The sequence below is a fragment of the Halomonas sp. A40-4 genome (assembly GCF_015767635.1).
Taxonomy (GTDB): Bacteria; Pseudomonadota; Gammaproteobacteria; order Pseudomonadales; family Halomonadaceae; genus Vreelandella; species Vreelandella janggokensis.
On sequence record NZ_CP065230.1, the window covers coordinates 2,628,308 to 2,650,110 of the forward strand.

Genomic DNA, 21,803 nt, shown 5'->3' on the forward strand with positions numbered 1-21,803 from the left:
CTACAACCATAAACCCAGGAAGCATCCAGGTTACCTTCCTCCAGTGGGCAACCCCGCCAGCATCACTACTGGCTAACTAATCGTTAAACCTTATACCTCTGTCGTGACTCCAGTCCCTTACCTCTTCGGCTACCCATCGCTGGGCTTGCCTATGGGTTGGGATTGGAGGAATCGCTGAGGTGAACCATCAAATTGGAGCAATCAATGAACATTCTATCTAACGATGCCCCTATGAACCTCCTTCCAGTCAAGTGCATCATCTCGGAAGAAACTTCCATATCCGACCTTAAAGTCTTTAATGAGGGTTTCCGCAGAATACAAAAAGTGAAAGCTGAGCTTTCTCACCACGAAATTCCGGCAGGTAATCTACATGCTGTTGTACTCACAGCAGTGCATGGGCTTTCACCTCTAGCGGTAAACTTTGAGACGTTCCTTAAAGGCAACTTCTCGCTGACTACAAGCCACGCTGGTGACTACATACGGTACGTCCAAGCTCTGGAGACGGCAGTAGAGACAGTCGTGGATGATATTAACGATCCTACAGTGACAGAGATAATTTCAGCCCAGGAAATCTTTGAGGGTACTGTCGTTGACTTCTCCCCGTGTGATGAATACGAGCTTGAGGAGCTGGGCATCACTCCTGTCATGTTCCTGCCGGAGGGGCCGCAGGAGAAAGTCTAGCCTCTCTTTTTGAAAGGGTTAAACATAACCAACAGTAGTCCACACAACTGCTGCTTCTAAATATACGAACCCGCATCTGTGAGCGCATCACTCTGGCTTGCCCTGCTGGCTTCCCTTGGCGTTGGGGAGTTCGTGGGCCAGACAGGGGGTGTGCTCGCTGGAGCGGTGCGTTCACAAATGAGGAATCAATGCCATGACTTCTAGTAATGCAAAACGAAGTGACCGTTCCATCGTTAACGACATCAACCATGCACTAAAAGATCCTGACGTCAGCGCTTGGGTTCACCGAGCAACTGGCGGTCACGTTCAAACAGAATGAGCGGTCATGATATGGCGGAATATGCAGTGATGAGCGAAATTTGCTATGACACTTGAGGTCCGATCCGCGGACAAGCTGAAGGGGCAAGCGCCACAGACTAAGCTTTGGCATCTCTACAAGACCGTCAGCAGGAGAAACCTTCCGATTCACCTTGTCGAGCCTGACCTGCTGATAACACCGGCAGTCATCGATGAGTTAATGCGGTTCGATGCCAAGGCGTTTGGTGAGCGGAAAGATTGCCCAGGTAAAAGGGCCATGCTCCAGCTTAGAAAATCACGCGAAAGCGGGCCGTGTAGAAGCTCCGTGACAGGTTCCTTCAAGGAGGAAACCCTGGCTCTCGAAACCGCCTTGTCTTTGTTCTTCTTGCTGGTTCGTGGGGAGTCAGTAGATACCAACGATCCGGCTTTTCTTGAGGTATAGAGGCCAACGGTAATCGGTAAGTCTATAGCTTCGCTTGTGATTAACTGACGGAGAGGAACGGGACTCCAAAGGGGGTGGCCTTGCGGTTATTTTACGGCAAATATCTGAGCAGGTATTGATAGGTATATAGCGACGAGACTTCCCCATAACCCCGCAGAACTAGCACCTACGGCCTATCAGCAAGTCGCTTTTTTGATACCCAGGGGGATGGTTAGCGGTTGCCTTCACCGTCCATCCCCACCGATCAACGTTAGGGCATTTGTAGCTTGTGTGCCCTGTCATGCTTGGCATCTTTCCACCGATCAAAGCACAAGGCGTGGGGATTCCATGCCACCACACCGACCAGCGGTATACGGATAAAGACATCATTTACAACGAGCCTGACGATAAGGCCGCTGATACCTACCTCGATGCCCCAGCGTTCTAGCTTGATCCACATTGGTTCGACTCCTTATAGCTATCTGATAGTGTTACTTCAGCGCCCTCACTGAGCGCCAGCATCAAAGACGCTACAAGGCATAGTCATGCATGTAAACCCTTTATAATCAATGCTTTATACCCTATCTCGATATGTTTTGCTAGCGGATAGATACTGTTTGGCATAACCGCCCTACTTCTGACGATAACCCAGCCAATAGCGGATACATCAAAAAGAAAAATGACAGAGCCATGGTAAGCCCTGTCCTTCGTATGTGCTGGCGTATCATGCCTTTCTATGGCCTAGTCAGCGGATGCTCTCTTTTCGGCACGTTGAACAGTGCTGATACCACAACCGATGATGTCCGCTGTTTTCCGAACGCTGAAGCCCTGGCCTCTGAGTTCGATGATTCGCCTATGCTTATCGCTGTCTACCGGACGACCCTTATAGCGTCCGTGTTCCTTCGCCTTGATGATGCCTTCAGCTTGCCGCCTTCTCCTGTCCTCATAGTCTTTCCGAGCGACAGCCGCGAGCATATCTAGCAGCATGGCGTTTACAGCATCAATCATCCGTCCAGTGAAGTCGTCGTTGGCATCGACGGTCAGCGCTGTGTGGCTGGTAGGAAGGTCCAGAGAGACGACGCGAAGACCGGCGCTCTGTATGGCTCCCTTGAGTCTGTCCCAATCGCCTTTGGTCAGTCGTGTGAGTCGGTCAACTTGTTCAACAAGCAGGATGTCTCCAGGCTGTGAGTCGTCGATAAGTCGTGCGAGTTCTGTCCGATCCGCTTTGGTCCCGCTGGCGTTCTCAACATACCAAGATGCAACCGTAGCGCCTTTATCGTTAACGAAATCATTAAGCGCCTGACGTGCGCGGCTGGCATTCTGATCGTCTGTTGATGCCCGAAGGTAAGCACGAATGAAAGCCATTGCTGTCGCTCCCTATTTAGCCCTTGTGTTCATTTGAGTGCATTCACAATAGGCGTACTCGTTAGGGTTGTCAAACAGAACATATGAACACGAACACATAGGCGCTCATACTGTACTCGCTGAGGTGTACCCAAATGAAACCAATCCAGACTTGTAGTTCTGGACCGTGCAAGAGCGAAGACACAATCGTGGTTAAGGCCTTAATTTCTATCAGCGTACGTTTGGCATGGTATGATTTTTTTTCGTACAGATTGAATGCCATGGTGAAATTAAAAATAGGGGCACTCCGATGTGGGACCACATAACACAGGTTGAGCACAATACGGCATCAGAACTTCTGCAATATTTTATTGTTCACCAAAGTACCAACCTTATATACAGGGGGTTGGGGCATCAGATGTGGACTCTTAGCCCATCAATTTCTAGAGCCAAAGGTTCTCGAAAACTGGACGCCGTATTCACGGACGACTCAAGAGCCTTCAAAGAAATTGCTTACTTAGCAAGGTTTGTAAACGCTTGTGATGATGCCGGGATAAGAGTCGCTGGAGATAGCGATCTGCTTAGAGAGTTCCTCTTGGAACCACGAGGCCCGAATAGTAATGGGCGTGATGTGGATTTGTTCAAGTATCCAAGCCTATGGCCTTCAGATAATAACGCTGTGTTTCACTTTCTGGCGCAAGCCCAGCATCACGGAGTTCCCACCCGACTTCTAGATTGGACAACTTCACCTTTGGTTGCTTGTTACTTCACCGTCTCACAGGCTCTATATGAACGAAGGAGGCTTCTGTTAGAAGGTAAATATGTAAACCTAGCAGAGTGGAGATTGGCCATTGTTGAGCTTGATACGATGGAAGCAGCGCCCTTCAAGGAAGATTTTAGGATCAGATTTGCTCCTGGCTCCACCAGCCAGAACTTGGCCGCCCAGAAAGGTCGCTTTACTTTTATAAAAGGCTTTCAGCTTAATGACCTTGACCTGTTAAATCATAACGCCTCGTGCAATTTCCTGAGAAGACACCTTCTTCCGCTTGCAGAGGCTTACCACCTAATGCGGCAAATTGAAATGTTAGGGGTAACAACTGCAACGCTCTTTCCTGGTCACGACGGTGCTGCGAAACACTCGATTGAATCTATGCTGCTGGAGGACTTAGACCAAGAAATCAGGGATGAGTCCGTGCTTCAAGGGTAGCTATTAGGAAAGCTGCCATAGTCCCAGCAAGATTAACGGCTAACTCAGCATGTCGAGGCTTAGGTTTGGCTGGACGCGGGACTTTGCCGTGGGCATTTAAATTAATACTTAAAGGACGAACGGTTAGCTTTCCATTCAGGATGGCATATCCAGAATCCTCCACCTTGTTTAGGACCATAGAGATGATAATGGATTTCCCTGGGCAATAAACGTCCTGTTGTAACATACCTCTGCTTTAAGTATTGCAATGAGAGACCAATAGAATATCCTTGTCTCCTCTGTATTTTTCGATATCGAAATTTGTGAATTTCATTGCCAAAGAAAAACGCTAAGTATATCTCCACACCTGATAACCGCAAGTAGACACCATACTCTCCAGGCTCCGAATTCCCATAAACTTCTTCTACCGGGCAGTCTCGATCCGCCACCGCTATCTCTTCACCCTCTTTCTTTAACGCTGGAATAATAATCCTTCCACTCTCTTGCATACACTCTATAACCTGATATGTTACAGACGCTTCTATATCACGCTGATATTTCGCGTAGTCTTTCTTCCTTTTATGTTTTTCTGCTTGATCCTGACGATGTTGCTTCAGTCGTTCCTTTTCTTTCCTATGCTCTTCTAAAAGCTCTGATTCCTTCTCTATTAGTTTTTGCCTGAGCCGCCACCGAACATCCAACTCTTTAGCATGGTGCACCCAATGAAGGTTTAACAGCTTATCAATAGCTGACTCTATATCATCAGGTGATGCCATCCTATCGATTGCTGATAAATCCACTTCAATACAAGAAATGTTCTGGTCAGCGATTTTCTTTCTTTTATCTTCATCAACTTCGTGAGTCACACGAATTTCGATAAATATTTCTCGGTCACTTTTTCTCGCAACTATGTCAGGTCGAAAGCCGCCCCGCCATTCTTCTGGTGAAGCCTCATCGAACAGAAACCCTCGCACACCCTTAGCAACGTATCCATTAACAGAATAATACTTTTCGCCGACCATTATCTGCTCTTTAACTTTGAATTCAGGTATATTCAAGGAAAGCCTCTGGCAGATAATCTCCTTAGCCTTCAAATGAATGCCAGTCTCGGCGGCATTTATACATTCAGAGCTGTTCTTTTCATGGGCAAAATGCGCAGTATATTTGCCGCCAATACTCTTGGCCAGAAGGCGTATACCACAAACAGGGCAATGACATTTGCAAGCAAGCCCTTTGTCCGCCTTGGTTAGCTCGGAGATGTGAACTATACGACTTCCAAGTAAACCATAAGGGATGTGAGAAACAGGCAAAGAATCATCTGGCATTACGCCCCCTATTTTGAATGTAAGAACCAATAGATGAGCACTCTCAAGCAACAGCCCTTATTTTTGGTTGAATCTATTTTGCACAGAGTAACCTTAAGTGAACAGTGGTTGCCTTTTTACGTTTTGTATAGCTTCCTGAGGTGTTGAATGGGACAGGGCAAGCGGATAGACCGTTACATAGATGCTCATATGAATCTCTCCCTATCGCCAAGGATGTGGTGAATGAGAGGAAAGTCTTGCTCAGGAGAAACTACTGATGTGGTAAGCACATGTGGTAAATAAGCAAAAAGGCATGTCTTCTAAGCCATTGATAAGCCTCGAAAACATGCCCTTTCAGATGTTTTGGCGGAGGAGGAGGGATTCGAAACCACACTCTCCAGCCTTCTTCAAAGTAAACCATTGATTCCTATGTTCTACAAGCTGCATTTCTCAGGGATTCCATTCCCATAATATTCCCGTCTCTTTTGTAGAAACACTGGCTTCACGTGCGTGCACGCATCATGCGCGGAGATTACGTCAGAATGTTTGGGGGGCTCGGAAAAAGGTAACAAAGGTAACGAAACTCAAATATCCGCCCTAAGCTTCTGAAATTAATAATATTAAAACATCTGTTCAAAAGGTAATTGAAAGGTGATCAATAGGTAACCACATTACCTTTTAAATAGGTGAATTCATGTTTACTAAAAATTAAATACTTTCAGCCACTTACTACATGATTACCTTTTAGGTCACCTTTTATCACCTTTCTGAAGTAACCAATAAAACTAATAAAAACAAATAGTTAATATCGGTAAACGACTCAATCACCCAGATCACCTTTTTCCGACGTCACAAGGCTTTTTCGTGTGGCACAGCTTTATCATGCGGCGACCTGCAGCCGTCGTGAGAATTTCGCATGATTTCGCATGAGTATGAGAGCAGCCAGTACGCTTGAAAGCCCCTGCAATGGCGGGGCTTTGTGGCATGTGCATGGGTGCATAAAAACACACAGGTTTAGCGCGCAGGCGGGGCGGGGAGTCGACGGCGCGCCGTGGGTGGGCAAGGCTGTTTTTTATGGTCTAGTGTTACTGAGTGTAAGACTGTAAAAATCAGGAGGCGGTGTGGATAAATACGATATCTCCAAAGACGACAAAGGCTGGAAATTTGGTAAGGAAGGTAGTGATCGTGCCATAAGACGTGCGGACACCAAATCGGGTGCCACGGATAAAATGCGTGATTACATGAAAGACAAGGAAGGTTCGGTCAAAATCAGAAAACAGGACGGAACCTACCAAGAAGAACGTACCTACCCTCGAAGCTCAGATCCACGGCGTACCAAAGGTTAATACAAAGGCCGCCCTTATTTGGGCGGCCTTGCTTTGGAGTCTTGCTGGACTAGCGGTTACTGATGATCAACTCGCCACGTGGCTCGGTTGCCTGCTGTCCTACAGTGTACCGAATTTCAGTGGTTTGAATGGTTAGGCCCTGGAACGCGTCACGCATTTCGGGTGTGTCGTTGACGCTGATCACGAACTGCCCCTGACCTATTCGGGCTAACTCGCCCATGCGGTAGTACTCCTCGAGCGGGAATTCATCGCCATAGCCAGCAGTACCCCAGTATGGTGGATCAAGGTAGAACAGCGTGCCTTCCCGATCGTAGCGTTTGATGCACTCCGCCCAGTCCAGGTGCTCAACCACGGTACGCGCTAGGCGAAGGTGCGCGGCGCTGAGATCTTCCTCAATGCGCAGTAGGTTCATGCGTGGTGGAGAAACCGCTGAAGTGCCAAACGACTGGCCGCTGACCTTGGCACCAAACGCCAGCTTCTGCAGGTAGAAGAAACGCGCCGCGCGCTGTATGTCAGTAAGGTGGCGGGGGTTGATCTCTTTTTGGGTGAGGTACTCTTCCCGGCTGATCAGCCCCCAGCGGAACTGTTTCACCAGCTCATCAGGGTGGTGCTTCACGATGCGGTAGAGGTTCACCAGCTCCCCATGCGCATCGTTAATCACCTCCACCTTGCTGGGCGCTTTCATGAAGAAGAGCGCAGCACCGCCACAGAAGGGCTCCACGTAGGCGGTGTGCGGTTTGAAGAGCGGTAGGATCTGTTTGGCCAAGCGGCGCTTGCCGCCCATCCAGGGCAAAATTGGTCGATTCATCATCCATGATACCTGTTTATATATACAGCATTGATGTACAGTAGTCGGTATCGCTTGCGGGGCCGGGACGCTCCCACTGTTTTCAGGGATGAAACGAGCGATAAGCGCCTGGCCATGCCAGGCGCTTTCTTGTTTATGCCTCTAAGCTGTAATCCTTAAATCGAATCACCTCCTCCCCCAGCACGTCGTTGATCTCGCTGAACACCGCCTGCACCGGCTCGAGCTCGTTAGTAACGAACACCTTGGCGGCTTTTTCCACGTCGCCAAATCCCCCGGTGTTGTTGGGGATAATGCCCATCAGCTGCGGGGGGATGCGATGGCCGGCGAGCTGGTCGTCGCGGGTGATGTTCTTGATCGCGGCGAAGTCGTCCTTGGCGGCCACCTCGCTGATCGGGATGATCTGAATGCCGTCTTTCTTGCCGTTGGGGCTGTAGAGGAACAGGTTGCGGAAGTTGCCCACGCCCTTCGATTCCTTAAGCGCGGCGCGCATGGCATCGATGTCTTCCTGGTTTTGGGCCGTGTCAGACACGTACATCACAAAGCCAGCGTGGGAGCCATTGAGGTAATACTTGCGCCGGAACAGCGTGGCGTTTTCGTTGAGGTAGATCGACTGCAACGCACCCAGGTAATCCGGCACGCCGTACACCTCCTGGTTAATGTCCGGTTCCAACAGGTGGATGATGCTGCCCTCGTCGAACTCGCTACGCTCCGACCAGTTGGGTACCCAGAAGTAGCGGTTGAGATCCGCCCCGCGGCGCACGTACTTCGCCCGCGCAGGTTTCAAGGCCAGCAGCCTGTTCAACCGGCCGTAGATCTTCTCCAGGTAGCAGTTGCCGAACACCAGGTAATCAGTGGCCAGCGCGCTAAACGCCTGGCGGCTTAGCAGCGGGTGAGGAATGAACGAGCGCACCAGGATGTTGCGTTTCACCTGGATGGCCGAGCCATGGTGCGCCGTGGCGCGGTAGGTTTGAGACAGCGCCGGGAAGTCCACCGGCGGCTCGTACCACTCATTGCCCAGCATCCAGCAGCCTGTGTAGAAAAAGTCGTAGCCATCGATCACCGGCGTCGGCTCGCCGAAGCTGAACGCCTCCGCCTTGGCGGGTGTAGGCGTCTCGCTCACTTCGTTCACATCATAGGCGGGCACGCGCACCCGAGGCTTTTCCGCCAGCGAATCGCTCATCCAAACATCTCCATCAGGGAACGGCCCGTGCCCTGATCGACCGGGCCATCAAGGGGTTCATTGTGTAAGGCGTGCATGGTCGCCCACGCCAGGTCAGCGTGGCCGGTCTGGTTATTGCGCCCGGCGGTGTAAGTCATCTGACGTCCGGAGGCGGTCAGCTCGCGGCGGATCGCCATGAACGACTGGGCGAGATCCACCCATCCCGCATCGAATTCCAAGCGGCCTTTGTTGATGATCTGCTGCGCCTGCATGACAAGGCGCGACTTCATTTCCGGCGTGTAGCGGTAACGGGTCACGGTGGGGAAGAACTTCGCCACCAATTGGGCCACGGCTTCGCCCAGGCCCGAGGTATCGATACCGATAAAGGTCACGTTATAGTGGCGGATCACGCTGCGGATGAATTCCGCCTGGGCCTCATAGTCGCGGCCTTTGATGCGGTGGCGTTCAAGAATGCGGTGCTTGCTGTCCATCGACTTGGGCGGCGCCACGACCACCAAGCCAGCCCCATCGCCGTCTTCACCATCACCCGCCGGGTCATAACCCACCCAGACCGGGTGCTCGCCATACGGCCGCGGCGCGAAGGGCTTCAAATCCCGCCAGGCATCCCAGCTATCCACCATGCAGCGCTGCATCATGGCGAGCGGGAAGGCGCTTTGCGTATCGTCCACAAACTCGCACATCAGCAGGTTCGCAAACTCATCGTCGCTGTACTCGAGGCGCAGCTGATCGATATCGAACAGGTCACAGCCCCCGGCGATGGCGTCCTCAATGGTGACGATCTGCCGCCACTGGCCATCCGGCCCCCGCGCCCCGTTCTTCAAGGCCGCGTGGCTGACATCGATCTTCACCCGGTCGGCTTTCTTCTGGCGTTTGTTGAACCGGTCACCGGTCCAGAACGGGTACGCCTCATGGGCCACAGAGGATGGCGTACTGAAGTAGGTCTGTTTCCACTTCTTGTGCATCGCCATACCCGACGTCACCTTACGGAACGTCTCGAAGCCATGAATCCAGAAGTATTCGTCCAGATAGGTATCGCCGTGGTAGCCCTGCGCCGTTTTGGCGTTGGTGCCCAAAAAGTGCAGCTCGGCGCCATTGGCGAGAATGATCGGGTCGCCCTTGAGCTCAACGCCGGTGACTTCCTTCACGAACTGCACGATGTAGTGCCGGAAGATATGCGCCTGCGCCTTGCTCGCGCTCATGAAGATTTTGTTCTTGCCGGTCTCCAGCGCATCGGCGATCGCTTCACGGGCGAAGTACCAGGTCGCGCCGATCTGCCGCGACTTGAGCAAGTTACGGATGCGCTCATGCTGCCCTGCCCGGTACCAGCCGCGCTGGTAATCGAACAGCGAGGCCTCGAACGCCTCGACAATCTGAATCACCCCTTCATCGCCCACATCGTTGCGGGCGGGCTTCTTCTTCGGCGCTTCGTTACGGCGCTCGATGTTGGGGTTCAGATCGGCTTCCTTGCCGCTGCCCTGGTACTTGTGCACCCGGGCGAGCCGCTCGATCTGGCGGCCCAGCAGGTCGATCTCCTTGAAGTCCTTGCCTTCCTTTTGATCCTTCCAGATCAGCTGCACCAGGCGCGCTTCCAGCGCCCCTTCCACCCGCTGGGTCGGCGTGGCGTCGTCCCAGGCATCGCGCTTTTTCCACGAATCCACAGTGGCCCGGGGCAGCTCCAGAAAATCAGCAATACGCGCAATCCGCCACCCCATCCAATAGAGATGGCGGGCAGATAAGCGGTAGTGATCGTCGTCGATGTTGGCTTGAGGCGTCATGCCGCCAGCGTACCCGCGCAGGCGAGGCGACGATTGCCCCGCTCGGTGTAAGTAGCGCTACTCACACCCGTAACGTGTTGAGCGCAAAGGCATGTGCGCGGAACCTGACGGCAACCAAAACGCCCCTAGACTCTTTTTCAGACACCGAGGCCCGCCCATGCCCTGGCATCGCATTGCAACCGAAGGCGCCACGACCGATGGCCGCAACATCAGCGCCGAATGGCTCACCCAAATGGCCGCCAACTTCGATCCCGCCAAGTACGGCTGCCGGATCAACATGGAGCACATGAAAGGCATCCTGCCGGACGGCCCCTTCAAAGCCTATGGCGATGTCACCGCGCTCAAGGCGGAAGAAGGCGACGACGGCAAGCTTGGCCTGTTCGCCGAGATCGACCCCACCGACGATCTCAAGGCCATGGTCGAGAAGCGCCAGAAAATCTATACCTCCATGGAAGTCGACCTCGACTTTGCCGGTTCTGGCGAACCCTACCTAGTGGGCCTGGCGGTCACCGACTCGCCCGCCTCGCTGGGCACCTCGATGCTCAAGTTCAGCGCGCAGGAAGGCAAAAACTCCCCGCTGGCCGCACGTAAGCAACGCCCGGATAACGTCTTTTCCGAAGCGGTAGAAGTCGACCTCACCTTCAGCGAAGAACAGCAAGAGCAAGGCCCAACGCTGGCCGAGCGCGTCAAGGCGCTGTTCAAAAAGCAGGATGCCAAAACCGCCGCCGGGTTTGCTGCCTTCCGGGCCGAGCTGGAAGACACCCTGGGCCTGTTCGTGGAAAAACATCAGGCCCTGAGCGAAGCGCTCGAAAAGCGCCCCACCCAGGCCGCTTTCAACGAGCTCAAAAGCGCCCACGACACGCTGAAGCAAGAGTTCGACGCGCTTTACACCCAGCTCGACAACACCCCAACCCGCTCGCCGCGCACGCCCGCTACCGGCAACGACGGCACCATCGAAACCGACTGCTAAGAGACGCCCACGCCCATGCGCAACGATACCCGCAAGCACTTCAACAACTTCGCCAGCCAGGTGGCGAAGCTCAACGGCGTCCCGGACGCCACCCAGAAATTCGCCGTCGACCCCACCATTCAGCAGCGGCTGGAAAAGCGCATCCAGGAGTCCAGCGACTTCCTCTCCCGCATCAACATGGTGGGCGTGGATGAGCTGAAAGGCGAAAAGCTCGCCCTGGGCGTCACCGGCCCCATCGCCGCCCGCACCAACGTCAACAACCAGGATCGCAAAACTCGCGATCTCACCACGTTGGACGCTCAAGGCTACGAGTGCCGAATGACCGAATTCGACACCCACCTGAGCTACGCCAAGCTGGACGCCTGGGCCAAGTTCCCCAACTTCCAGGCCATGGTGCGCGATGTGATCGTTCGCCAGCAGGCGCTGGATCGCATGATGATCGGCTTCAACGGCACCTCGGCCGCCAGCCAAACCGATCCAACCGCCAATCCAATGCTTGAAGACGTGAATATTGGCTGGCTTGAGCACTACCGCACCCAGTCCCCGGCGCGAGTGATGCAAGGCGGCAAGACCAACGGCAAAGTGCTGATCGACCCAACGCCCAACGAGACCGAACCGGGCATCGTCGGCGACTACGCCACCCTGGATGCCCTGGTCTACGACGTGGTGAACAGCATGATTGCCCCATGGTTCCGCCGTTTACCGGGGCTGGTGGTGATTCTCGGCCGCAATCTCATGTCGGATAAATACTTCCCGCTGTTGAACCAGTTGCCGCCTTCCGAGCAACTTGCCGCCGACCTGGTGATCAGCCAGAAGCGCATCGGCGGGCTGCAAGGCATGGACTTGCCCTTCTTCCCCGACAACGCGCTGATGGTCACCACCCTCGATAACCTCTCGATCTACTGGCAGAACGGCGCCCGCCGCCGCTATGTCACCGAGAACCCCAAGCGCAACCGCGTCGAAAACTACGAGTCCTCGAACGACGACTACGTGGTGGAAGACTTCGGCGCGGGCTGCATGGTCGAGAACATCGAACTGTCTGAAAAAGCCCTTAACGGCTAAGGGAGAAACGATGACCAGCCCAGCCCGCCGCCACTTTGAACGCGTCAGCGCCGCCCAGGCGGCCGCTGATGCGGGTGACCAACCCATGCAGGGCGATGCCTACGAGCTCATGCAGGCCGCCCTGTTTGAAGACTACCGCCGCCTTAAATCCACCCAGTCGATGGAGCGCAAGGCCGAGATCAAACGCGAGATCCTGCCCAAGTACGCCGAGTATGTCACCGGTGTGCTGGAAGCGGGCAAAGGCGCCCAGGACGACGTGCTGATGCGCGTCATGCTCTGGCGTATTGACGCCGGCGACCTTGCCGGGGCCATTGCGATCGCCCACTACGCGATTTCCCACGGCCTCACCCCGCCGGATCAGTTCGAGCGTGGTACCGCCGCCATCATCGCTGAGGAAGTCGCCGACCAGGCCCTCAAACAGTTGGACGACGAAGACGCCAATACGGTCGCCCTCCTCGAGCACCTGGTCAGCGTCGAAGCACTCACCCGCGAGGCGGACATGCACGACCAGATCCGCGCCAAGCTCCACAAGGCCCTGGGTTACGCCCAACGCACCAATGGCCAGCTGGAAAACGCCCAGGCCACGCTCGAGCGCGCCTTAACCCTCAACGAGCGCATTGGCGTGAAGAAAGACCTCGAACGCCTGGAACGGGAACTGAAACAGAACGCTGCCGCGCAGCCCAAGGGCTAGCGGCCAACCGAGTCGACCGCCGACGTCAGGGGGCGCGACGTAAGAGCCAAGCGTTTTAACGCGGCCGCTCGAACGCCGCCCACCCCCTTTTATTGAAAGAGGGAACCCGATGAGCAGCTTTATCTCGGCAGGCACCACCCGCGACACCGCTGAAAGCACCATCGAGAACAACGGCTTCTGGCCGGACATCCAGCCCGGCGACTTCCGCGAACGCCACCGGCTGGATAGCACCATCACCAGCGCCCGCATCGAAGGCGCGCTGCTGGCCGCCATGGCTACGGTGAACCGCATGCTGCGCCACTGGCAGGCGGAAAAGGTCGACGCGGGCTACGCCACGGTAGACGACATCCCGGTGCCCGTTTGGCAGGCCCCCGGCGTTTTTCTCGGCCTGTATCTCCGCGCCGTGTTCTCCACCGCCCACGCCAGCCTGATAGAGCGCTACGCCGACTATGACGCCACCAACAGCGCCCGTGAGCGCGGTGAACAGCTCGCCGACCCCGCCGATAGCTACCGGCGCGATGCCGCCTGGGCGATCAGCGAGATCGAAGGCCGCCCGCACAGCACGGTCGAGCTGATATGAAAACGCTTCACGCCCGGCAAAACGAAACCCTGGACGCCCTCTGCTACCGCGCCGTGGGCTTTACCCAAGGCATTACCGAACAGGTGCTGGCCGCCAATCCCGGCCTTGCCGACCTCGGCCCCGCCTTGCCCCAGGGCACACCGGTCAAGCTGCCCAACGCCACCGCCCCGCCAAGTCGCCAAACCGTGCGGCTGTGGGACTAATACATTGCTGCGCCCGCTGACGCGCACCCCATCATCTGCTTGAGGCCCGCATGAGCCAGCCCTTTGAAATCACCACCGAAAGTGCCAAGGCCGCGCCGCCCGCCGTGGTCTCGATGATGCACGTTGGCGGCATGACCCCGGCCGACTGGGTCACGGTGCTCACGCTGCTGTACCTCGCCCTGCAAATCGGCCTGCTGGTACCGCGCTACATCACCCGCCTGCGTGAATACTGGGAGAACCGCCGTGGGTCTTAAAACACGTATCGGCGTCAGCCTCGCCGCCGGCGCCGTCAGTATCGCCACCGCCGTGGTGTCGTTTTACGAGGGCTACGAGCCCACCGCCTATCAGGACCCGGTGGGTATTCCGACCATCTGCTATGGCCACACCGCCACCGCCCGCATGGGGCAGACCCTCAGCCAAAAGCAATGCACCGAGCTGCTGAAGGCGGATCTCGGCCACGCCTTTGACGCCGTGGATCGCCACGCCCAGATCAAACTGCCAGCCCCCACCCGCGCCGCGCTCGCCTCGTTCGTTTACAACGTCGGCGAAGGCGCGTTTGCCCGCTCCACCCTGCTGCGCAAACTCAACCAGGGCGACCTGCGCGGCGCCTGCCATGAGCTCCCCCGCTGGGTCTACGCCCAGGGCCGCAAGCTAAAAGGGCTAGTGAACCGCCGCGCCACGGAGCGCGAGTTGTGTCTGGCAGGCGTGAAAGCCGCCAAGCAAACAGAGGAGCCAATGCCATGACCCGCCTGACCGCCGCGCTTGTCATCCTCGGCCTGGTCATCCTGGTGACCTGGGCGCTTTGGCAGCGTAGCACCGCCGCCGAGGCCCGGGCCGATCTCGCCGAGCAACGCCTGGCCGAATCCCAGCAGCGCGAAGCCCAACACCAGGTGATCATTGACTCGCTATGGGATAACGCCCGCCGGCAGGCCAACCAGCGCCGCGCGCTCGCCAAACAGCAGGCAGCGCTCACCCGCACTGCCTCCAACCGCCTTGCCACCATCGAGGAGCTGCAACGTGAAAACCAAGCCCTGCGCGCCTGGGCTGGCACTCGCCTGCCTGATGCTGTTATCCGCCTGCGCAAGCGCCCCGCCGTCACCGGCGCCGGTGCTTACCATCAATCAGTGCGCGACTCCCAGCCCCTGCAGCCTGCCCGCGAGTAACCCACAAACCAACGGCGAGCTGCATCTGCAGCTGGAACGCACCGAGTCCGCCTGGGCCCAGTGCGCCGCCGAGGTCGACGCCATCATTGCCTGTCATGAGGATGCCGATGAAAAAGCTGCACCGGCTACGCGCCCACCTGATTAACGCGGTGCCAGCACTCGCCAACGATCCCGAACGGCTGCTCACCTTTGTGGAAGAAGGCAGTATCGAGTTTCACCGTGGCCCCAACCTCACCCACGAATATCAGTTCACCGCCCAGTTGGTGCTCACCGACTTCAGCGCGGATCTCGACACCCTCATTGTGCCGCTGCTCCACTGGCTGGCCGAGTACCAGCCGGATGCCGACCCCAATGAGGCGCTAAGCTTTGAAGCCGAGATCCTCAGCCATCAATCGGTGGACGTCGCCCTGCGCGTCAAACTCACCGAACGGGTGCTCGCCAAGATGGATTGCGACACCGGCCAGATCAAGGTCGACCACGCCCTGCCACGCTTCGAGGCCACCGGCTGCCCAAGCCCCCGCTGGCAACTGCTGATGCGCGATAGCGAGACAGAGCCGGACTACACCCTGGCTGCCGAATGGGAAGGTCCGCATGGCGGATAACCTGGACGCCCTGGAAGACTGGGTCGGCCCGCTGCTGGCCCAGTTGGATGTCAAACAGCGCCGGGTACTCGCCCAACGCGTAGCGCGGGATCTTCGCCGAAGCCAGCGCGAACGCATCCGCGCCCAAACCAACCCGGACGGCACGCCCTACGCACCCCGCAAGCCGCAAACGTGGCGGGCCAAACAAGGCCACATCCGCCGTCGCGCCATGTTCAGCAAGCTCTCCACCGCCAAGTGGCTCAAGGCCACGGCCCGCAACGACACTGCCATGGTCGGCTTTTTCGGCAACATCGCCCGCATTGCGCATACCCACCAATACGGCCTGCGTGATCGCGTCAGCCGCGACGGCCCTCGCGTGGAATACGCCCAGCGCGAGCTGCTGGGTTTTACCCACCAGGATCGCGAGCTGATCATGGACTCGGTGCTTACCCACCTAAGCACTGTGTAATGGCCTCGGTGTAAAACGCCCCACTCACACCCGCCACCGCTTCGCCTTAAAAGCCTGCCGCCGCACGATAGCGGCATGAACATTCCCGAACTTCTCCGCCTGCTCCACAACCTGATCCGCACCGGCACCATCGCCGAGGTGGATCACTCCGCTGCACGTGTGCGTGTAAAAGCCGGCGAGCTGCTCACCGACTGGCTGCCCTGGCTGGAAGCACGCGCCGGGACCACGCGGGACTGGAACCCGCCGACCAAGGGCGAGCAGGTGATTGTGTTCTCCCCCGGCGGCGACCCCGCCGCCGGGGTGGTGCTGGCCGGGCTGTGCTCAAACGCGCATCCGACCCCTTCAAGCAATCCCGACGTGATCGGCCGCTGGCTGCCCGATGGCTCCCGGGTCGAGTACGACCATGCCAAGCACCGACTGTTCATCGACTGCGTGGGGCCCATTGAAGTGAAGGCCACCGGAATCGTCACGGTCGATGCGCCCTTGATCAAACACAACCAGGGCACCGGCGTGGTGACGCAACAGCACATCTGCCATTTCACCGGCAACCCGCATGGCGACGGCTCAAGCACCGTTAAGGCAGGCAAATAATGGCGCTCAGTAAATCCCAGCTCAAAAACCGCATTATCAGCGAAATGCAAGCCCAGGGCGCGACCGCCTCGGGCCAGCACAGCTGGGTCAACCGCATGGCCGAAGCAATCGCCAATGCCGTGGTGGATGAGATTCAGAGCAACGCCGCCGTGCCGGTCACCGGTGGCAGCTCCTCTGGCACGTACAAGGTGCAATAGCATGCCCGGGATGAACGCCACCACCGGCCGTCAGCTAAGTGAGCGCCAACACCTGGTGCAGTCGGTGCAGGATATTCTCACCACTCCGCTAGGCTCGCGGGTCATGCGCCGCAATTACGGCTCGCTACTGCCGGAGCTGATCGACCAGCCGCTCAACGGCCCCACGGTACTGCGTGTTTACTCCGCCACCGTGGTCGCACTGATGACCTGGGAGCCGCGCCTGCGCGTGCAGCACATCACACGCCAGGTCAGCACGACGCGACCAGGCCGGTTAACCCTCAGCATTACCGCCCAGCAGGTGGCCACCGGTGAGACGTTCGACATGGAGGTGCCCATCCAATGAGCACGCCGATCGATCTCTCCCAGCTGCCACCGCCCAACGTGATCGAGCCGCTGGATTTTGAAACCATCCTCGCTGCTCGCAAGGCGCGTCTGATTGCGCTCTACCCCGAAGAAGAGCGCGAAACGATCACCGAGCTGCTCACACTTGAATCCGAGCCGCTGGTCAAGCTCCTGGAAGAAAACGCCTACCGGGAGCTACTGCTTCGCCAGCGCGTCAATGAAGCCGCTCGCGGTGTCATGCTCGCCTACGCAGAGGATGAAGATCTCGATCACCTGGCCGCCAACAATGAGGTCGAACGGCTGATGATCGATCCCGGCGACCCCGACGCCTCTCCGCCCATCCCGCCGACCTACGAGCGCAACACCGACCTGCGCCTGCGCACCCAGGAAGCGTGGGAAGGCCTGAGCATCGCCGGGCCACGCGGTGCCTATGAATTTCACGCCCGCTCGGCGGACGGCCGCGTGGCCGATGCCCGAGCCCTGTCGCCGGAGCCTTGTGAGGCGCTGGTGATCATTCTATCTCGCGAGGGCGACGGCACCGCCAGCCAGGGCCTGTTGGATATCGTCGAGACCGCCCTCACGCCGGAAGATGTGCGCCCGCTGGGCGACCGGGTCACGGTGCAATCTGCCGAGATCATCGACTACGAGATCGACGCCGAGCTGCAGCTGTACGACGACGCCGACACCGCCCAGGAACCAATTCTCACCGCCGCCAACGGCCGCCTGTCGCGCTTTATTGAAGCCCAGCACCGGCAACGCCGCCGCCTGGGGGTCAGCATCTACCGCGATGCGATCAAGGCCGCGCTGCACGTTGAAGGGGTCGAGCACGTCAACCTGATCAAGCCCGCCGAGCACCTGATCATCGCCCCCACCCAGGCGGCCCGCTGCACGGATAAACGCCTACGCATCGGGGGCAGTGATGACTGATCAACACCGACCCTTGTTGCCCGCCAACAGCTCGCCGCTGGAACGCGCCGCCGCCCAAGCCTTGGCCGAGCTTCAGGACGTGCCGGTACCGCTGCGCCAACTCTGGAACCCCTTCGATTGCCCGGCCCACCTGCTGCCCTATCTTGCCTGGACGCTCAGCGTCGACCGCTGGGACCCGGCCTGGTCCACCGCCACCAAGCGCGACGTGGTCAGCGCCTCCTGGGCGGTGCACAAGCGCAAAGGCACCATCAGCGCGCTGCGCCGGGTGGTCGAGCCGCTGGGCTATTTGCTTGAGGTGGTCCAGTGGTGGGAAACCGAACCGGCAGGCCAACGCGGCACGTTTTCGCTGCGCATCGGCGTGCTGGATAACGGCATTACCGATGCCATGTACCAGGAGCTCGAGCGGCTGATCGATGATGCCAAGCCGCTCACCCGCCACATCACCGGCCTGGATATCACCCTGAGCACCCGCGTAACCAGCCATGTGGGTGTGGCCATGTTCGATGGCGACACCCTCGAGGTACTGCCCTGGCAAACGCCCGACCTGCACGTGCAGTGCCTCACTACGCACGCGCTCACCCCCTTGTTCCACGACACGCTGGATGTCTACCTCCATGATCGATGAAAACTCTACGTTCGGCGGTTTTCTCACCACCGTTGGGGAAGCCAAGCAAGCCAACGCCAATGCCCTGAAAACGCCCTGGAAGCTCACTCACTTATTGCTGGGAGATGCCAACGGCAGCGACCCGGTGCCCGACCCTGACCAGACCCAGCTGGTTAACCAGGTACACCGCGCCGCCATCAATCAACTATCCATCGACCCGGATAACCCCGGCATTCTGATCGCCGAGGTAGTGCTGCCGCCCAACATTGGCGGCTGGTGGATACGCGAGCTGGGCATTGAAGACGAGGATGGCGACTTCGTTGCCGTGGCCAACTGCCCACCCAGCTACAAGCCCCTGCTCGCGCAAGGCTCCGGCCGCAACCAGGTGGTGCACATGCACCTCATCTTAAGCAACACCGCCAACGTGGAGCTGAAAGTCGACCCGGCAGTGGTGCTGGCCACCCGAGAGTATGTCGATATCCAACGTCGCCAGCATGAGGACGACGACGAGGCCCATACGGATGATCAAATCATCCTCAGCGTCCCCATTGCCCAGGCACCCAATGCAACGAAAGTATCCGAGGCACTCGCTGCGCTGGGCAATTTCGCAGCAGACGGCTTTCAGAACATCGTAGTTTTTGAAACGCCAGGCATTATCACTTGGCCTGTCCCCGAGGTGCTTAAACAAGGTTTACGAAAAGCTTTCGTCGTAGTGACTGGGGGCGGTGCCGGGGGCGCATCTGGATCTGGATCTTTTTGCACAGGTGGTGGTGCCGGGGCGACAAGTCTTGGCCTGGTTGATTTAACTGGCATTTCAACCATCGAAATCACCATCGGTGCCGGTGGCGATGAGAAAAGCTCAACTGGCCCTGGCAACAATGGCAGTTCATCAAGTTTCGGAGAATTAATATCGGCTCCGGGAGGTATCGGGGGCAGACTAGTAACTGGTGCAAACACAGGAGCTCCAGCTGGAGTAGGGGGAGACATAAATATCCCCGGTGGGGATGGTACTAACGCCACTATAAATGCCAATACACCTTCAGCTTTCTCACCTTATGGGGGAACTGGTGGTGCATCTTACTGGCGAGGCGGAACAACCGGCGCCTCAAACGCCGGGGAAGCGGCCACACATGGTTCTGGAGGTGGAGGAAATCTCCAAGGATCAGGGAGAGCAGGTGGAAATGGCATTATTACGGTGAGGTTTTAAGTATGTGGGCAAGAATTGATGGCAAGCACGTAGCTGAAATTACACAACACGACCCCGCCGGTCGCTTTCACCCCAGCATGCACTGGGAGAAATTCGATGGTCGACGTAATGTAGCGATCGGCTGGCGATTCGAGAACGGCGAATTTTCAGCGCCCCCAGCGCCAGATATCAATGAGCTTGCAACCCAGAAACGCGCAGAGATCGACGCCGCCCGCGATGCAGCCTTTGCTGAAGGCCTGCCCCGAGACATCGCTGGCGAGCCAGACGTCGTGCAAACCCGACCCCAGGATCAGATCAACCTGCTGGGCTTACGCGCCAAGGCTGAATCAGCACGTGATGAAGGCGTCACCGAGCCGGTGATGAAATTTCGCGGGGAGCAAAACGTCACCCGCTACCTCACCCCCGATGAGATGTACACGCTGACCAACGACGCGCTCGCCCACATCGAAAGCATTTACGACCACAGCTGGGAGCGGAAGGACGCGATTGATGTGGCGCTAAAGGCCGAGGATCGGGAAGGAATTAAAGCGGTTGAGTGGTGATAGCCAGGGGCATGAATTATTTTCGCCCCTATTTTTACTGCTGCGCTTCTGATGTCTCATCATTATTGGGGATTTGAATAGTTTCCGGAATACTCATTTCTGCTGATTCATCCCAAGCTTCTCTCCACAACATGATATTTGGGTCTGTCGACAAACTTTCTAAGCTAGTAAGCTTGGTGTCTAGGCGTTGCGTGACCTCACTCATTTCAGTCAAGCGACTTTCGTACTGGCTTGATGTGAAAGAGAGACTGTTAATTGCAGATTGATTCTCTTCCATAACAGTATCAATTTGTTCAGAAAGCTCGGCAGTCCTATTCTTGAAGTTAGCTACCTCTTGCTCTAAAAAGCTCTTTGAGTACTGTATCTGTGAGTGCAAATCTAGTATTGATTTATTAATATCTTTGGCCTCGTAATAAAGAAACATGATAAAGCCAAGCAGAATCAATGCAAACACACCTCCTGCTCCAGCTAACACTTTCTTCTTAGTTCTTTCTAGTGATTCTTCAGCTTCATTTAAGGTTTCCTTGGCAGTATGTCGAAACTCCTTCACTAGAGCAGCGACCTCTTCCTCATGAAGACCTCTCATTTCTTGCAGGTTTTCATGTGCATTTTTTGCGATCTCGTTGACATCTTTTTTTGCCTGATTGATAACCTGCTGCATTTGCTCATCGTAATTCATTGTTCTTCCCCTGGCCTGTTTATACTTAGACTAGATCGTTTTTTGGGATTTTACACACTCCAATAGATCAGCTGACAGGCGCAGACCACGTTCGCGTAAATTGATAGCATCTACTACAACAGCAGGGGGCGGAAGGACGCAATTAACGCGCGGCCTTGGAAGATGAAAATCGTGAGGGGGAGGGGGTTGAGACAATTACTTGGTAAAAGTAAGAAGGCCCCGAGCAATAACCCGGGGTCTTTCGAAAACTGAGCTTAGAAGAAGCTAATCTCAGCGGAACGTTTTTCAGGGGACTTAAGCAGGTCGTCTACGCTGATCGCCTCTGCTGGCAAGTTCATCCACTGGGGTTTTCCGAAAGTCTGCGGATATCCTATCCCATTGTCCTCGTACCAACGGCATGCGGTGCCTAGCTGGCTGCGATCACCATCCCAGTACCCGGTCGCAATCGCAAAACCGCCGTGATCGTGCTCTTTCTTGTAGAGAATTTCCACCAACTCGAACTTACTCGTGCTATTCAGCATGACTGCTCCTTTAACGACTTTGTTAAACGGATTTGAGTGGCTTACGACCTCTAATGTCGCCTCGCCGATGAATACACTACCCTACCTGTCCAGGTTGCACCAGCCGGTTGGCCTTGACCCCGCTATCAACAA

31 protein-coding genes are annotated in these 21,803 nt (G+C 56.5%); 22 read left to right on the top strand and 9 right to left on the bottom strand.

What is annotated here, in order from left to right; genetic code table 11:
• The first annotated feature begins 204 nt into the window (after nucleotides 1-204).
• Both IT895_RS12340 and IT895_RS12345 read left to right on the top strand, forming a co-directional pair.
• Nucleotides 205-681, top strand: coding sequence for a hypothetical protein (locus IT895_RS12340; RefSeq protein WP_199283607.1), 477 nt, complete (start codon nucleotides 205-207; stop codon nucleotides 679-681).
• Nucleotides 682-1,045: 364 nt separating this feature from the next.
• A complete protein-coding gene (locus IT895_RS12345) occupies nucleotides 1,046-1,420 on the top strand; it encodes a hypothetical protein (RefSeq protein ID WP_199283608.1) in 375 nt (124 codons plus the stop codon).
• A gap of 250 nt (nucleotides 1,421-1,670) precedes the next feature.
• Here the strand turns inward: IT895_RS12345 and IT895_RS12350 are convergent, their stop codons facing one another.
• Entirely contained in the window at nucleotides 1,671-1,859 is a 189-nt protein-coding gene (locus tag IT895_RS12350; protein WP_199283609.1) for a hypothetical protein, read from the bottom strand.
• 281 nt (nucleotides 1,860-2,140) lie between these two features.
• On the bottom strand, nucleotides 2,141-2,764 hold the full coding sequence (locus IT895_RS12355; protein WP_066317472.1) for a recombinase family protein: 624 nt from the start codon (nucleotides 2,762-2,764) through the stop codon (nucleotides 2,141-2,143).
• A gap of 289 nt (nucleotides 2,765-3,053) precedes the next feature.
• Between IT895_RS12355 and IT895_RS12360 the strand changes: the two genes are divergently transcribed.
• The gene (locus IT895_RS12360) at nucleotides 3,054-3,950 is read left to right on the top strand and encodes an FRG domain-containing protein (RefSeq protein ID WP_199283610.1); all 897 of its coding nucleotides are present in this window, start codon (nucleotides 3,054-3,056) and stop codon (nucleotides 3,948-3,950) included.
• Here IT895_RS12360 and IT895_RS19520 read toward each other — a convergent pair.
• Nucleotides 3,922-4,128 (bottom strand): abortive infection family protein, encoded by a 207-nt coding sequence (locus IT895_RS19520; protein ID WP_267905856.1) that lies wholly within the window; start codon nucleotides 4,126-4,128, stop codon nucleotides 3,922-3,924. The genes IT895_RS12360 and IT895_RS19520 overlap by 29 nt on opposite strands.
• Nucleotides 4,052-5,254 carry a hypothetical protein gene (locus IT895_RS19420; RefSeq protein ID WP_233337242.1) on the bottom strand — a complete coding sequence of 401 codons (1,203 nt, stop codon included), beginning with the start codon at nucleotides 5,252-5,254 and terminating at the stop codon, nucleotides 4,052-4,054. Before IT895_RS19420 ends, IT895_RS19520 begins: the two co-directional genes overlap by 77 nt.
• Before the next feature lie 1,100 nt (nucleotides 5,255-6,354).
• Here IT895_RS19420 and IT895_RS12370 point away from each other — a divergent pair.
• Entirely contained in the window at nucleotides 6,355-6,579 is a 225-nt protein-coding gene (locus IT895_RS12370) for a DUF2188 domain-containing protein (protein ID WP_199283612.1), read from the top strand.
• Nucleotides 6,580-6,628: 49 nt separating this feature from the next.
• Here the strand turns inward: IT895_RS12370 and IT895_RS12375 are convergent, their stop codons facing one another.
• The 3 genes from IT895_RS12375 to IT895_RS12385 form a co-directional block, all read right to left on the bottom strand.
• Nucleotides 6,629-7,390 carry a DNA adenine methylase gene (locus tag IT895_RS12375; RefSeq protein WP_199283613.1) on the bottom strand — a complete coding sequence of 254 codons (762 nt, stop codon included), beginning with the start codon at nucleotides 7,388-7,390 and terminating at the stop codon, nucleotides 6,629-6,631.
• Nucleotides 7,391-7,520: 130 nt separating this feature from the next.
• Nucleotides 7,521-8,567, bottom strand: coding sequence for a phage portal protein (locus IT895_RS12380; RefSeq protein WP_199283614.1), 1,047 nt, complete (start codon nucleotides 8,565-8,567; stop codon nucleotides 7,521-7,523).
• The gene (locus IT895_RS12385) at nucleotides 8,564-10,342 is read right to left on the bottom strand and encodes a terminase large subunit domain-containing protein (protein WP_199283615.1); all 1,779 of its coding nucleotides are present in this window, start codon (nucleotides 10,340-10,342) and stop codon (nucleotides 8,564-8,566) included. The genes IT895_RS12380 and IT895_RS12385 overlap by 4 nt, the downstream gene beginning before the upstream one ends.
• Nucleotides 10,343-10,499: 157 nt before the next feature.
• Between IT895_RS12385 and IT895_RS12390 the strand changes: the two genes are divergently transcribed.
• From IT895_RS12390 to IT895_RS12470, 18 genes are all read left to right on the top strand, one after another.
• A complete protein-coding gene (locus IT895_RS12390) occupies nucleotides 10,500-11,312 on the top strand; it encodes a GPO family capsid scaffolding protein (protein WP_199283616.1) in 813 nt (270 codons plus the stop codon).
• Between the two features lie 15 nt (nucleotides 11,313-11,327).
• Nucleotides 11,328-12,374, top strand: coding sequence for a phage major capsid protein, P2 family (locus tag IT895_RS12395; RefSeq protein ID WP_199283617.1), 1,047 nt, complete (start codon nucleotides 11,328-11,330; stop codon nucleotides 12,372-12,374).
• 10 nt (nucleotides 12,375-12,384) lie between these two features.
• Nucleotides 12,385-13,065, top strand: a complete 681-nt coding sequence (gene gpM, locus IT895_RS12400; RefSeq protein ID WP_199283618.1) for a phage terminase small subunit — start codon at nucleotides 12,385-12,387, stop codon at nucleotides 13,063-13,065.
• A 109-nt stretch (nucleotides 13,066-13,174) separates the two neighbouring features.
• Nucleotides 13,175-13,645, top strand: a complete 471-nt coding sequence (locus IT895_RS12405) for a head completion/stabilization protein (RefSeq protein ID WP_199283619.1) — start codon at nucleotides 13,175-13,177, stop codon at nucleotides 13,643-13,645.
• A complete protein-coding gene (locus tag IT895_RS12410; RefSeq protein ID WP_199283620.1) occupies nucleotides 13,642-13,848 on the top strand; it encodes a tail protein X in 207 nt (68 codons plus the stop codon). Before IT895_RS12405 ends, IT895_RS12410 begins: the two co-directional genes overlap by 4 nt.
• Nucleotides 13,849-13,898: 50 nt before the next feature.
• A complete protein-coding gene (locus tag IT895_RS12415; RefSeq protein WP_066317153.1) occupies nucleotides 13,899-14,102 on the top strand; it encodes a hypothetical protein in 204 nt (67 codons plus the stop codon).
• Complete coding sequence (locus IT895_RS12420; protein WP_199283621.1) at nucleotides 14,092-14,592, top strand: lysozyme; 501 nt, start codon at nucleotides 14,092-14,094, stop codon at nucleotides 14,590-14,592. Before IT895_RS12415 ends, IT895_RS12420 begins: the two co-directional genes overlap by 11 nt.
• Nucleotides 14,589-15,011, top strand: coding sequence for an Rz-like lysis system protein LysB (gene lysB, locus IT895_RS12425; protein WP_199283622.1), 423 nt, complete (start codon nucleotides 14,589-14,591; stop codon nucleotides 15,009-15,011). The genes IT895_RS12420 and lysB overlap by 4 nt, the downstream gene beginning before the upstream one ends.
• Nucleotides 14,911-15,156 (top strand): Rz1-like lysis system protein LysC, encoded by a 246-nt coding sequence (gene lysC / locus IT895_RS19640; protein WP_442786521.1) that lies wholly within the window; start codon nucleotides 14,911-14,913, stop codon nucleotides 15,154-15,156. The genes lysB and lysC overlap by 101 nt, the downstream gene beginning before the upstream one ends.
• Complete coding sequence (locus IT895_RS12430; protein WP_199283623.1) at nucleotides 15,119-15,613, top strand: phage tail protein; 495 nt, start codon at nucleotides 15,119-15,121, stop codon at nucleotides 15,611-15,613. Before lysC ends, IT895_RS12430 begins: the two co-directional genes overlap by 38 nt.
• On the top strand, nucleotides 15,603-16,061 hold the full coding sequence (locus IT895_RS12435) for a phage virion morphogenesis protein (protein ID WP_199283624.1): 459 nt from the start codon (nucleotides 15,603-15,605) through the stop codon (nucleotides 16,059-16,061). Before IT895_RS12430 ends, IT895_RS12435 begins: the two co-directional genes overlap by 11 nt.
• A gap of 75 nt (nucleotides 16,062-16,136) precedes the next feature.
• Complete coding sequence (locus IT895_RS12440) at nucleotides 16,137-16,652, top strand: phage baseplate assembly protein V (RefSeq protein ID WP_199283625.1); 516 nt, start codon at nucleotides 16,137-16,139, stop codon at nucleotides 16,650-16,652.
• Entirely contained in the window at nucleotides 16,652-16,849 is a 198-nt protein-coding gene (locus IT895_RS12445) for a hypothetical protein (RefSeq protein ID WP_199283626.1), read from the top strand. Before IT895_RS12440 ends, IT895_RS12445 begins: the two co-directional genes overlap by 1 nt.
• 1 nt (nucleotide 16,850) lies before the next feature.
• Nucleotides 16,851-17,192, top strand: coding sequence for a GPW/gp25 family protein (locus tag IT895_RS12450; protein ID WP_199283627.1), 342 nt, complete (start codon nucleotides 16,851-16,853; stop codon nucleotides 17,190-17,192).
• Nucleotides 17,189-18,118: a baseplate assembly protein gene (locus tag IT895_RS12455; protein ID WP_199283628.1), complete on the top strand. Its 930-nt coding sequence runs from the start codon at nucleotides 17,189-17,191 to the stop codon at nucleotides 18,116-18,118. Before IT895_RS12450 ends, IT895_RS12455 begins: the two co-directional genes overlap by 4 nt.
• Nucleotides 18,111-18,743: a phage tail protein I gene (locus IT895_RS12460; RefSeq protein ID WP_199283629.1), complete on the top strand. Its 633-nt coding sequence runs from the start codon at nucleotides 18,111-18,113 to the stop codon at nucleotides 18,741-18,743. Before IT895_RS12455 ends, IT895_RS12460 begins: the two co-directional genes overlap by 8 nt.
• Nucleotides 18,733-19,929, top strand: coding sequence for a phage tail protein (locus IT895_RS12465; RefSeq protein WP_199283630.1), 1,197 nt, complete (start codon nucleotides 18,733-18,735; stop codon nucleotides 19,927-19,929). The genes IT895_RS12460 and IT895_RS12465 overlap by 11 nt, the downstream gene beginning before the upstream one ends.
• Before the next feature lie 2 nt (nucleotides 19,930-19,931).
• On the top strand, nucleotides 19,932-20,471 hold the full coding sequence (locus tag IT895_RS12470; RefSeq protein WP_199283631.1) for a DUF4376 domain-containing protein: 540 nt from the start codon (nucleotides 19,932-19,934) through the stop codon (nucleotides 20,469-20,471).
• A 34-nt stretch (nucleotides 20,472-20,505) separates the two neighbouring features.
• Here the strand turns inward: IT895_RS12470 and IT895_RS12475 are convergent, their stop codons facing one another.
• Together IT895_RS12475 and IT895_RS12480 are read right to left on the bottom strand one after the other, a co-directional pair.
• A complete protein-coding gene (locus IT895_RS12475; RefSeq protein ID WP_199283632.1) occupies nucleotides 20,506-21,150 on the bottom strand; it encodes a hypothetical protein in 645 nt (214 codons plus the stop codon).
• A 254-nt stretch (nucleotides 21,151-21,404) separates the two neighbouring features.
• Nucleotides 21,405-21,671: a hypothetical protein gene (locus IT895_RS12480; RefSeq protein WP_199283633.1), complete on the bottom strand. Its 267-nt coding sequence runs from the start codon at nucleotides 21,669-21,671 to the stop codon at nucleotides 21,405-21,407.
• Nucleotides 21,672-21,803 lie beyond the last annotated feature (132 nt).